13 protein-coding genes and 2 pseudogenes are annotated in these 11,713 nt (G+C 66.5%); 12 read left to right on the plus strand and 3 right to left on the minus strand.

Annotated elements, in window-relative coordinates; translation table 11 throughout:
- Both F3J15_RS37985 and F3J15_RS35405 read left to right on the plus strand, forming a co-directional pair.
- Nucleotides 1-137: pseudogene (locus F3J15_RS37985) on the plus strand (c-type cytochrome biogenesis protein CcsB); the annotation flags it as partial.
- 132 nt (nt 138-269) lie between these two features.
- Entirely contained in the window at nt 270-779 is a 510-nt protein-coding gene (locus F3J15_RS35405) for a DUF1269 domain-containing protein (protein WP_089445258.1), read from the plus strand.
- A gap of 123 nt (nt 780-902) precedes the next feature.
- On the opposite strand, the gene F3J15_RS35410 is transcribed toward F3J15_RS35405, so the two are convergent.
- Entirely contained in the window at nt 903-1,532 is a 630-nt protein-coding gene (locus F3J15_RS35410) for a transglycosylase SLT domain-containing protein (protein ID WP_166897135.1), read from the minus strand.
- A gap of 511 nt (nt 1,533-2,043) precedes the next feature.
- Here F3J15_RS35410 and F3J15_RS35415 point away from each other — a divergent pair.
- Nucleotides 2,044-2,823 (plus strand): response regulator transcription factor, encoded by a 780-nt coding sequence (locus F3J15_RS35415; RefSeq protein ID WP_166897156.1) that lies wholly within the window; start codon nt 2,044-2,046, stop codon nt 2,821-2,823.
- 14 nt (nt 2,824-2,837) lie between these two features.
- Here the strand turns inward: F3J15_RS35415 and F3J15_RS35420 are convergent, their stop codons facing one another.
- Both F3J15_RS35420 and F3J15_RS35425 read right to left on the minus strand, forming a co-directional pair.
- Nucleotides 2,838-3,956: a histidine kinase gene (locus F3J15_RS35420; RefSeq protein WP_089445260.1), complete on the minus strand. Its 1,119-nt coding sequence runs from the start codon at nt 3,954-3,956 to the stop codon at nt 2,838-2,840.
- A 170-nt stretch (nt 3,957-4,126) separates the two neighbouring features.
- Nucleotides 4,127-4,417 (minus strand): hypothetical protein, encoded by a 291-nt coding sequence (locus tag F3J15_RS35425; RefSeq protein ID WP_166897138.1) that lies wholly within the window; start codon nt 4,415-4,417, stop codon nt 4,127-4,129.
- A 238-nt stretch (nt 4,418-4,655) separates the two neighbouring features.
- On the opposite strand from F3J15_RS35425, the gene F3J15_RS35430 reads away from it, so the two are divergent.
- The 9 genes and pseudogenes from F3J15_RS35430 to F3J15_RS35470 form a co-directional block, all read left to right on the plus strand.
- Nucleotides 4,656-5,177 (plus strand): SCO family protein, encoded by a 522-nt coding sequence (locus tag F3J15_RS35430; RefSeq protein ID WP_240159336.1) that lies wholly within the window; start codon nt 4,656-4,658, stop codon nt 5,175-5,177.
- 30 nt (nt 5,178-5,207) lie between these two features.
- Entirely contained in the window at nt 5,208-5,882 is a 675-nt protein-coding gene (locus tag F3J15_RS35435) for a response regulator transcription factor (protein ID WP_069247548.1), read from the plus strand.
- A 219-nt stretch (nt 5,883-6,101) separates the two neighbouring features.
- The gene (gspG, locus tag F3J15_RS35440) at nt 6,102-6,518 is read left to right on the plus strand and encodes a type II secretion system major pseudopilin GspG (protein ID WP_345891594.1); all 417 of its coding nucleotides are present in this window, start codon (nt 6,102-6,104) and stop codon (nt 6,516-6,518) included.
- A gap of 55 nt (nt 6,519-6,573) precedes the next feature.
- Nucleotides 6,574-7,776, plus strand: coding sequence for a type II secretion system F family protein (locus tag F3J15_RS35445; protein ID WP_069247549.1), 1,203 nt, complete (start codon nt 6,574-6,576; stop codon nt 7,774-7,776).
- An 18-nt stretch (nt 7,777-7,794) separates the two neighbouring features.
- Nucleotides 7,795-9,516 (plus strand): GspE/PulE family protein, encoded by a 1,722-nt coding sequence (locus tag F3J15_RS35450; protein WP_166897144.1) that lies wholly within the window; start codon nt 7,795-7,797, stop codon nt 9,514-9,516.
- Nucleotides 9,497-10,417: a hypothetical protein gene (locus F3J15_RS35455; RefSeq protein WP_166897147.1), complete on the plus strand. Its 921-nt coding sequence runs from the start codon at nt 9,497-9,499 to the stop codon at nt 10,415-10,417. Before F3J15_RS35450 ends, F3J15_RS35455 begins: the two co-directional genes overlap by 20 nt.
- Nucleotides 10,414-10,944 (plus strand): hypothetical protein, encoded by a 531-nt coding sequence (locus F3J15_RS35460; RefSeq protein WP_166897150.1) that lies wholly within the window; start codon nt 10,414-10,416, stop codon nt 10,942-10,944. The genes F3J15_RS35455 and F3J15_RS35460 overlap by 4 nt, the downstream gene beginning before the upstream one ends.
- Nucleotides 10,941-11,507 (plus strand): hypothetical protein, encoded by a 567-nt coding sequence (locus F3J15_RS35465; RefSeq protein WP_166897153.1) that lies wholly within the window; start codon nt 10,941-10,943, stop codon nt 11,505-11,507. The genes F3J15_RS35460 and F3J15_RS35465 overlap by 4 nt, the downstream gene beginning before the upstream one ends.
- Nucleotides 11,504-11,713 (plus strand): annotated as a pseudogene (locus tag F3J15_RS35470) (hypothetical protein); the annotation flags it as partial. The gene F3J15_RS35465 and the pseudogene F3J15_RS35470, both read left to right, overlap by 4 nt.

An 11,713-nucleotide genomic window follows, 5' to 3' on the forward strand; every position in this document is an offset into this window, starting at 1 on the left:
TGCACATGCGCCTGATGAAGGGGCTGCGCGGCACGGTGGCCGCATGGTGGGCGCTCACGGGCCTGCTCGTGACGACCTTCGCGTTCCTCGGCGTCAACATGTTCCTGTCCGGGCTGCACAGCTACGGGCAGCTCTGAAACGCGCGCGACGGCTTCTACCGTGTTCTACCCATGCACTTCGGCGAGCACTACCACTACAAGCCGGATGCGTGCCGAACCAGAATGTCTGAAGGGGGGATCGCCGCATTGCGCGGTGACGTAGGAGGAACCATGAGACGGGTCTACTTTCTGTTGCCGACGACGCAATGCGCGCAGTCGATCGTCGGCGAGTTGCTGTCGCTGCGAATCGAGTGGCGACATATTCATTGCCTCGCCAATCACGATGTGATGCGCGACGGGTTGCCGGAGGCCACGCTCGTGCAACGCAGCGATCTGCTGCCGTCGCTCGCGCGCGGCACCGCGGTCGGCTTCGGGACCGGCATGCTGCTCGGGCTGCTCGTGCTGGCGTTCCCGCCCGACGGTTTGCGGATCGGCGGCGGCATCGTCGTGGCGATCACGCTGTTCGGCGCGGCCTTCGGCGCATGGGTGGCGACGATGATCGGTGTCGACGTGCCGAGTACGCGCCTGAAGCGCTTCGAGGACGGCATCGAGCACGGCGAATTGCTGATGATGATCGACGTTCCGACCGACCGCGTTCACGAGATCGAGGACGCGATCAAGCTTCATCATAGGGATGCGCATCTGCAGGGCGAAGATCCGACCATCCCGGCATTTCCTTGATCGTCTCTCGACCCGTCGGCCGGTGTCACGCCGGCCGCCATGCGCGGCCGCACGCCATCGCTCGATGACGCCGGGCCGCGGATCGTACGCGCGTCGCCGGCGGCATCGCGTGCCGCCCGCGTTTCAGTTCGCGGCGAGGAGCCGTTTGTAGCGCGCCAGGACGCGCGGCACGTACTCGCGCGTCTGCGGAAACGACGGAATGCGATAACCGGCCCGAATCACGGCGTTCTCCCCGGCGTTGTAGGCAGCGAGCGTGAGTTCGACGTTTTCCTTGAACAGGTCGAGCAGGAAACGCAGATACCGCGCGCCGGCCAGCACGTTGTCGCGCGGATCGAGCATGTCGCCGCCCGAGAAGCGCCGCGCCGTTTCCGGCATCAATTGCATGAGCCCGCGCGCGCCTTTGTCCGAGACCGCCTTCGGGTTGTATCCCGATTCGACGTCGATCACCGCGCGAAGGAGTTCGGGCGGAACGTTGAACGCCGCGCTTGCCTCGGTGATCACGTCCGCGAACGACGACGCGACCGCCGATTTCGGCGCGGCATGCTTCACTGCCGATGCGGCCGGACCGGGGGCCGCGACGATCACTTTCAGATTGGCGGTGCCGGGCTCGTTGGTCAGGACGATGACGCCATTGTTCGCCACCGTGCCGTAAATCTGCGCGTGCGCGACGCCGACGCACGACCATGCCGAGCCGAATCCCACGCATGCGGCAACGATGGCTTTGCTCAATCCGGATGAAGGGTGGCGGTGCATCTTTCTGGCCTCCTGCATCTGCATTGTCGTGGCCGTGCCGGCTCATCGACAATGGGGCACCCTCCTACACTTCGACGCCCGGGGCCATACGCGGCGGCAGCGCTGCAAAAGTGTTACACAAGTAATGATCGGTAGCGCACAGTAATTGACAGAAGTTGACGATCCTTACGCGCGACGATTGTTTTTTGCTCAACGCAATCGTTGCTCAAGAAGAAATCTTTTCGTGCGCGACGAAAGCGATTGGATAGTCGCGCCATCCGTAGTCGTACGGATGCGTCGCACAACGCTGAATCGATGCAACGCTGAAACATTTCCTGCTACTGCGGGGCTATTCCGCACGTGTATGCCGGTGCGGGGGGCTGGCGCGTGGCGCGCTGGCGCGATCCTTGCGGGCACAACGGGCATGGCCGGACAACCGCCATCGGACCGGACCGATGAAATGATTGAAAGCAGTCCGGCACCGTGCAACGAGGCATTGATGTCCAACGCGCGGGAATACTTGGGGGAAGTCGTGAATACTAAATATCGAGTGGTCATTGCAGAGGATCACGATCTGCTGAGAAACGGGCTCCGGTCGATGCTTTGCGCACAGGGGGATTACGAGGTCGTCGGAGAAGCGCGGGACGGCAAGGAAACATGCCATCTGGCCATGACGCTCGCGCCGGATCTGATCCTGATGGATCTGTCGATGCGCGGGATGAACGGCATCGATGCGAGCGCGACGATCAAGCGTCGAATGCCGGCCATCCGGATCGTCGTGCTCACGGTCCATCAGAACGAAGAGTATGTGCGCGAGGCGCTGCGGGCGGGCGTCGAAGGCTACGTGCTCAAGGACGTTTCGTTTGACGAATTGCTGCTCGCCATGCGCATGGTCATGCAGGGGAAGAAGCACCTGAGCGCGGATGTATACGGCTACATGGTCGACTCGTTCGTGACGGGGCGCGAAATGCCTGCGCCGAAAAGGGCTTGGGACATCCTGACCGCGCGTGAACGCAGCGTACTGAAACTGATCGCGGAAGGGCGTACCAACCGGCAGGTCGGCCTGTACCTGAACCTGAGCCCGAAGACGATCGAGAAGTATCGGGCGAGCATGATGCACAAGCTCCATCTCGCGAATCTGACGGAACTGGTGCTCGTCGCGATGAACATGGGTCTGTTGACCACGCTCGCGGCGAAATGCGCGGAGCCGAACGTGGACGACGTGCTGACGCACCCGGTCGTCGACGCAGGGGTGGTTGAGGGTGCCGTCGTGCGGCTGGATGACTATCCGGCGGGCGGCGCGAAGCGCTGAGTGCGGCTGGCGCATCAGACCGGCCAGGTGGCCGAGACGCGTGTACCCGTCGCGGCGGATGACCGGATCGCAAGCGTGCCGCCGTGCGACTCGATGCGGTGCTGCATGCCGATGAGCCCGAGCCCCGCCGCGCGCGCGTCGTCCGTCGAAAGCGGATGACGCTCGTAGCCGACGCCGTTGTCGTCGATCGTCAGCAGCAGGCCGCCCGGATCGTGTTGCAGGCCGAGCACGATTTCGGTTGCCTGCGCATGCTTGACGACGTTGTGCAACGCTTCCTGCGCAACTCGGAACATGTCCGCCTTCAGATGATCCGGTATGTCGTCGTCGTCGACGTTGCAATTGAACTCGACCGACAGCGGGTTCGCGTCCCGCTCGATGCGCTGGCACAGCGAAGCGAGCGCGGCCGGCAGCCCGAGCCTGTCGAGCATCGGCGGCTTCAGTTCGCCGCAGATCTGGCGCACTTCGCCGATCGTCTCGCGGATCCGCAACACGGCGACGTCGAGCAGATTCGTCGCGTCGGCGATCTCGCCTCGGCGGATGCGCATGAGCGCGTCCTCATTCATCAGCTTGATGAGCGTCAGCGCCTGGCCGAGCCCGTCGTGCAATTCCGCGGCAAGCCGATGCCGTTCCTTCTGTTGGCCCATCAGCATATAGGTGTGGAAGGCATGCACGCCCGTATCGTTTGCCGCGGCGCCGCGCCGTTCGGGCTCGGGGGGCGGCGGTTCCTCGAACAGCGTCAGCGACAGGCCGGTGCCGGGCAGCACCTGCTGATGTACGACGAATCGCGCGGGATGGCCGCTTCGCCCGCTGAGCATGGCCGCGAACGAATGCTGCGCAAGGGCGCTGTTCCTCGACAGTTCATTCGTCAGTTCGGCGTGGGCGTCGTCGGGTGCCAGTTCGACCAGGTGCCGGTGGACGAGCTCGGTGGTCGTGTAACCGAACAGCGCCGCGGCGCTGCGATTGACCGCCAGGAAGGTTCCGTCGCGGTCGAGAATGGCAAGCGCCGCGCCACGCGCATCGGTGACGATACCGGTGCCGCGATCGTCGGGACGCACGGCACCGCGCAGCTTGCGCATCGCATCGATCAGATCGAGCAGCCTGATTCGTGGCTCTTCGGGCTGGTGTTCAGTCATGGTAGCTCCCGATGCGCAGTTTTCAGGAAACCGTAAGGTTTCGGTCATTCTAGGACGTGACCGACTCCGGCCGCAACATGGGGATTTCGCGCGTAATGCATAGGGGCATCCCTTACGCATGCACGGGCATTCCAGCCAAGCGGACATGTCCTACCGGCCATTGGGGGGCGTCATCCCATGACGCTTGCGATCAACTTCATGACACTGCATTGACGAGGCACGGAATTATCCGTCGCCTGCACTCGTGTCAGGGAGGCTGGTATGAACAGGATCGCAAGATCGACGATGCGCGCATGGGTGATCGCGGGCGCTGCGCTTGCCACGACGCCCGCGTGGTGTGCGCCCGATGGCAGCGAGATCATGAACGCCGGCGGTGGCGCCGCCGAGGGCGCCGTCGCAAACACGAGCGCCACGCAGGATGCCGCGCCGGACGCCAGCGAAAGTCCGATGGGAATGGACATGCAGAAAGGTGTCGAAGAACCGGTCAGGACCGCCGTAGATAGCGCCGCCGACGCTGCGCCGCCCACCGCGGAGCACGCGACGGAGCCGGCCATCGCGCCTGCTGCTGCGCCTGTTACCGGACCCGCCGCGGAGCCTGCCACCGAGCACCCCGCAGAGCACGCACCGGCCGCACCCACCGGGAGCGAGGTGAGCAAAACCGACTCGCACATGACCGAGGTCGCGACCGAAGCCGCCGGCATGCACATGCATCACGCCGTGATGCCGGGCACCGTGCACACGATCGTCCAGTATGCCGAGCCGTCGGTCCAGCTCGTGCGCGACGACGGTCAGGCCGTTTCGCTGGTCAAGGAGCTCGACGACGGCCGGCCGGTGTTCCTGACGTTCATCTACACCAGTTGCACGACCATCTGCCCGATGGTCAGCCAGACACTCGAACAACTGCAGGGCGAACTCGGCGCCGACCGCGACAAGGTGCACATCATGTCGATCTCGGTCGATCCGGAGGCGGACACGCCCGAGCGGCTCCGGACCTACGCGGCACGCTTCGGTGCCGGCCCCGAATGGCAGCACTACACCGGTACCGTCGATGCGAGCGTTGCGGCTCAGCGCGCATTCAACGTGTATCGCGGCGACAAGATGAATCACACGCCGGTGACGTTCGTGCGGGCCGCGCCGGGCCAGCCGTGGCTGCGTATCGACGGCTTCGCGACGCCGACCGAACTGCTCGCCGCCTATCACGATGTCGTCGCGTCCAATTAGGTGCCACGTTTCTGCAAGGGAGCGTCGAAATTGGATAACAAGCACCGCGTGCTGATCGTCGAGGACCAGCATCTGTTACGCGTCGGCCTGAGTCATCTGGTTTCCGAGTTGGCCGACTACTGCATCGTCGGTGCGGCGAGCGGCGGGGTCGAGGCCTGCCGTCTCGCCGAGAAGACGCGGCCCGACCTGATCCTGATGGATCTATCCATGCCGGGCGGCAGCGGCTTCGAAGCGATCGCGACGATCAAGCGCGACGCGCCGCATACGCGGATCATCGTCCTCACGGTCCATCGCAGCGAAGACAACGTGCGCGAGGCGTTCTTCGCCGGCGCCGACGGGTACGTGGTCAAGGACTCGCCGTTCGCCGACCTGGTTCGCGAGATGCGTTTCGTGATGCAGGGAAAGTGCGTGGTCAGCCTCGACGCGTATCGTGCCCGCGCCGGCCTGCACGGGCTGCACGACGCGAGCGCGCACAAGGCGCGATTGTGGAATGCGCTGACCAATCGCGAGCGCACGGTGTTGCGGCTCGTTGCCGAAGGGCACACGAGCCGGCAGGTCGGCGAGTGCCTGAAGGTCAGTCCGAAAACGGTGGACAAGCACCGTGCCAATCTCATGCGCAAGCTCGGCATCGTGAACCTGACCGGCCTGGTCCACTTCGCGATCGACATCGGCGTGCTCGCGCTGAACGACGACGACCGTGTGTGAACACCCTCCATTGACGCATGGCGAAACTGGAGGGGATTTACCCACAGGGATGGACGGCACTCCCTACTTCTGACCCGTACCGACGCGAGCAAGAATGCAATCAACGGCATCGGCGGCGCCGATGCCGCGGGTCGATACAGGGAGGGAGCCGTGAGCCACGAATCGTTCTCGATCCCGGCCGCCGGGGGGGCGGACCAGCGGCGGCGTGATGAACGACGCGTGTGCCGCGCGTACGCGAGTCGCGGCTTCACCTTGCTCGAGCTGCTTGTCGTGATGGTCATCATCGGATTGCTGGCAGGGCTCGTCGCGCCACGGTATTTCGAACAGGTCGGCAAGTCGAACGTGAAGATCGCGCGTGCGCAGATCGTGTCCCTCGGCCAGGCGCTGGATCAATACCGGCTCGACGTCGGCTCCTATCCCACGACCGAGGAGGGGCTGGATGCGCTCGTGAACAAGCCGCAAAACGCATCGCGGTGGAGTGGTCCCTATCTGCAGAAAACCGTTCCGTCAGATCCGTGGGACCGGCCCTATCAGTATCGCTCGCCGGGCGAGCACGGCGACTACGACCTGTTTTCGCTGGGCAAGGACGGACGCGGCGGCGGTACCGGCGAGAACGTGACGATCTCGTCGTGGTAGCGATGCGTGGCGCGGCGGCCGTGCCTGTCGCGAGCCGTGCGCAAGGAGAATCGACGTGAAGTTCGTGCTGCGTGTTTTCGATACGAATGGCCTGGTCCAGACGCTTCGCGTCGACAGCGATTCGCCGGCCAGTGCGACGGCGCTCGCACGTGCGCGCGGCCTTCGCGTCGTGTCGGTGAACGCGGACGCGCGGCGGCAACGGCGCGGCACGGGCCGGCTGGGCATGCCGGGCGCACGGTTCGACGTCGAGATGTTCGCGCGCGAACTGGCGGCGCTGCTCGATGCCGGGGTCGGCGTCGTCGACGCATTGCGCACGCTCGGCGGCAACGTGCGGCGCGAGGCGTCCGCGCAGGTCTATCGCGACCTGCTGCGGCGACTGGAGGAGGGGCTGTCGCTGTCGGCGGCGCTCGAGCATGCGAGCCACATCTTCCCGCCGGTGCTGGTCGCGTGCGTCAAGGCGAGCGAGCAGACCGGCGGCCTGGCCGGCAGCCTGACGCGTTACTCGCGCAATAGCGCGACGCTTCACGAGCTGCGCGGGCGCGTCGTGTCGGCCGCGATCTATCCGACGGTCCTGCTTTTCGTCGGCGCGGCCGTCGTGCTGTTCCTGCTCGGCTTCGTCGTGCCGCGATTCGCGACGCTCCTCGAACACAGCGGCCGCGAACTGCCGCTGATGTCGCGGCTGCTGATGGCGTGGGGCGCCATGGTGCACGCGCACGGCACCGGGCTGGGCATCGGCCTCGCGGTGCTGGCCGTGGTGACCGGCATCGCGTTGCGTCGGCCGTCGCTGCGGATCTGGATCGCCGATCGCCTGCTGGCGCTGCCCGGCATCGGGCAACACTTCCGCGTGTTTCGCCAGTCCCAGTTCTATCGCACGACGGCGATGCTGGTGGACGGCGGTATTCCCGCCGTGCGTGCGTTCGACCTTGCGCGCGGCCTGGTCGGCCGGGCGGACCAGGCCGCGCTCGCGGGCGCGCTGCAGCAGGTCCGCAACGGCGCGAGGATCTCCGATGCGTTCCAGCAGGCCGGCCTCGCGAATGCGATCGGCTATCGCCTGCTGACGGTGGCCGAAAAAACCGGCGGCCTCGGGCCCGTGCTCGATCGGATCGCCGCGTTCCAGGAAGCGCAGGTGTCGCGCACGATCGATCTGATCTCGCGACTGATCGAGCCCGTGATGATGATCGTGATCGGCGTGGTGATCGGCGGCATCGTCGTGCTGATGTACCTGCCGATCTTCGAGATCGCGTCGAGCATCCAGTAGGCCGCTCAGGAGACACGCGTGGATACCGACATCACCCTCCCGGAAAATCTGCCCGACGCGGGCGTCGAATTGCGCGATATCCTGCGCGCGCTCGGCGAGCGGCACGGTTCCGGTATTCGCGCGCTCGAAGCGCTGATGGCGCAGACGGCCCTCGGCGCGGACGAGATACGTGTGCGGCTCGCCGCGCAATTCCACATGAAGCCGATCGGGATCCGCGAACTGAATCGTCTCGAGCCCGATTTCGACACGGTGTCGTTCGTCGAGGCGACGGCGCGCCTGTGTGTGTGCTTCCGCGATCCCGACGGCGGCGACGCGCTGCTGTTCGCGATCGCAGACCCGCTCGATGCGCGTACGCGTGGCTGGGTCGAGCACCGGATGCGCGCGCGGCCGGCGATGCCGTACGGCTGGGCGCTCGCGAGCGCGGGGGACCTCAACGCGTATCTGGCCGTGCGCGAGAAGGATATCCGCGCGATGGATTCGCTCGCGTTCGACGATTCGATCCCGCACGCGCCGGATCCCGCGTCGCTGGCGCTGACGCTGCAGGGCATCAGCAGCGACGACAGCCCGGTGGTGCGCCTGCTCAATTCGACGATCTACGATGCGCTCAAGATGCTGGCGAGCGACATCCACCTCGAATGCCGGGCGAACGGATTGATGATCAAGTGCCGGGTCGATGGCGTGCTCACCGTGGTGGGGCGCGTCGACGGCCATGACGTCGCCGACCAGGTACTGTCGCGCGTGAAGGTGATCTCCGAACTCGATATCGCGGAGCGCCGCATTCCACAGGACGGGCGCTTCAAGGCGATGTACGCCGGGCGCGAAATCGATTTCCGCGTGTCGATCATGCCGAACCAGTTCGGCGAGGACGCAGTGCTGCGGATTCTCGACCGCTACCAGCTTTCCCAGGCCGCGGGCGGCCTGACGCTCGAGGCGCTGGGATTCCAGCCGGGCGACACGCGGTTCATGCGTTCGGTCGCGGCCATGCCGTACGGCATGCTGCTCGTCACGGGGCCGACCGGCAGTGGCAAGACCACCACGCTTTACGCGATCCTCACCGAAATCAACAACGGACTCGAAAAGATCGTGACGATCGAGGATCCGGTCGAATACCAGCTTGGCGAAATCCTGCAGATTCCGGTCAACGAGGCGAAAGGCCTGACCTTCGCGCGCGGGCTGCGCTCGATCCTGCGGCACGATCCGGACAAGATCATGGTCGGCGAGATCCGCGATCCCGACACCGCGCAGATCGCCGTGCAGGCCGCGCTGACCGGCCATCAGGTGTTCACGACCGTCCACGCGAACAACGTGTTCGACGTGATCGGCCGCTTCACGAACATGCAGGTCGATTCGTACAGCTTCGTATCCGCGCTCAACGGCGTGGTCGCCCAGCGGCTGCTGCGTCGGTGCTGCCCGGATTGCCTCGTCGAGGACAGGGTGGACGCCGATACGCTCGCCCGCTCGGGCATCGATCCGGACACGGCCGGCGGCTACCTGTTTCGGCGCGGCGCGGGTTGCGCGATGTGCCGCGGCAGCGGCTATCGCGGCCGGCGCGCGATCGCGGAGGCGCTGCGCATGAACGACGAGCTGCGGCAACTGCTGTCGGAGCGCGCGCCGCTCGGGCACATCAAGGCGGCGGCACTGCGCTACGGGATGACGACGCTGCGATCGGCGGCGATCGAGCAGGTGAGGCGCGGCGAGACGACGCTCGAGGAGATCAATCGTGTCACCATGGTCGAATAATGCGCTTGCGATCGGCGTCGGCACGCGCGAAGTCGTGGTCGGGGTCCGCACGTCCGCACCGTGGCGGTTGCACCGGCGCACGCTTGCCGGCGATCCGGTCAGCATCGGGATTCCCGACGAGCGGTTCGGCAGCGAGACGGGCGTGCTCGACGCACTGCGCGCCGCGTTTGCCGCGCCACCGGACGCCGCTGCCGATGCCACTGTCTCTACCTCCGCGGCGCAGGAGCAAGACGCGCACGTGCCGGCGCACGGCAAGACGCCGCCGAAGCGCAGCGCACACATCGTGCTCGACGATTTCTGGTGCCGCCACGCGATTTTGCGCGGCGATTTCCGCACGCTGCGCACGCGCGAACTCGAAACGGTCGCGCTCGCCCATTTCTCCGATACGTACGGGATCGACGTCGAATCGCTGATGGTGCGCTTCTGCGTGCAGCCCGGCGGCCGCGCGCTCTTTGCCAGCGCGCTGTCGCGCACACTGTACGACGGCATCCACGATGTCGGTGCGGCCGCCGGGGTGCGCGTGCGCAGCCTGAGATCGGGTCTGCCGGAGACGCTGAACCGTCTCGCTGTGAAGTCCGACGGCGATGCGCTGCTGCTGGTCGCCGCCGACGCGTTGCTCCAGGCGGTCGTGATCGAGCGGGGCGGCTGGACGGCGTACGATGCGCAGCGCCTCTTTCCCGGCGAGCTGGACGACGCGTCGCGGCTCGCCGAGCTCGCGGAGCAACTGTTCGAACGCTCGGCGACGCGGGCGGGCCTGAAGTCCAGGGACTGTACGGTCTATCTGCCGGCGCTCGACACGGACGCGGCACCGTTCGAGGCGCGTTTCGCGGCCGCGATCCGGCCCGCACTGCCGGCGCTCGACGGCTCGCCCGCGCGCCGGCTGATGGAGTATGCGCCATGATGCGGCCGCTCGATATCGACTTCTGCCGGCGCGGTGCGCGCGTCCGGACGGGCGGCATGATCCTGCTCGGGGTGGCCGTGCTGCTGTGTGTCGCCAGTGGCGCGCGACTGTGGCACGCCTACGCGGAGAACGACCGCGTGCAGGAGAGCGTGGAGGCCGCCCGGCACCGGACGCTCGCGCAGCGGCACGTCACGAAGGCGCTGCCGACGGCGGCCGAGAAGCTCGCGGAAAAGCAGAGCGGGGCGGTGCTGCGCGAGCTGACGGTGCCGTGGCAGACGCTGTTCTCGATCGTCGAGGACTATCCGGACCACGACGTCGCGCTGATCGGCATCGACCAGAACCCGGCGCAAGGGCAGATCCGCATCACGGCCGAAGCGAAGAATCCCGACGCGATGATCGCGTACCTGAAGTATCTGCAGACGAGCGTCGTGCTGCGCGAAGCGGTGCTCAACGGCCATCTCGTCGAGAGCAACGTGCCGGGCATGCCGGTGCGTTTCCAGATCACCGCCGTCTGGAGGAAGTCATGAAAACCGATCGGTTGGCCGACCGGCTGCTCACGTTGCGTTTCGAATGGCGGCGCGCGTTCGGTCTGCCGGGCCTTGCCGGCCTGCTGCTGGTCGGCGCCGCGATCATCATGGTCGCGGCGGTACCCGGCCTGGATGCCGATACGCGCGCGCTGCGCGCGCCGGCCGGGCTCGTACGGGCCGCGCCCGTCCATCGTCCGGCCGGGGCGCCCGCGCCGGCGGCGGATGCGGTTTCGCTCGACGCGTTGCCCGAGCTGTTCCCGCGTTTCACGCAAAGCGCGGATGACATCGCGTCGATCTTCGCGCAGGCGCGCGACAGTCACCTGACGCTCGGCTCCGCCGAGTACCAGGTGACGACCGATTCAGGCGCGCGCTTCGCGCGCTACGAGGTGCTGTTGCCGGTCAAGGATCAGTACGGCGCAATCCGGCATTTCCTGGCGTCGGTGCTCAACACCGTGCCGAATGCGGCGCTGCAGGAAATCCACGTCGAGCGTCCCGCGGTGGGCAGCAATATCCTCGATGCGCGGGTGCGCTTCGAGCTCATCTACCGGAGCGCGCAGCCATGAACGCCATCGCCCTGAAGCCGGCTTCGCGCACGCGTATCGTGCTGGCACTGTGCTGCGTCGTCTTCGCCGGCGCCGGGTATCGCGTGCTGGTCGCGGCGACGCGGAGCACGTCGCCGGTTGCGGCGATTGCCGGCGTGCATCGCGACAGCGCACACGCACCGGCGGCCCGGGCCGCCGCGCACGCCGCGCCGGCCACGCCCGCGTCG

The sequence above is a fragment of the Burkholderia sp. Ap-955 genome (assembly GCF_011753045.1).
Taxonomy (GTDB): domain Bacteria; phylum Pseudomonadota; class Gammaproteobacteria; order Burkholderiales; family Burkholderiaceae; genus Burkholderia; species Burkholderia lata_D.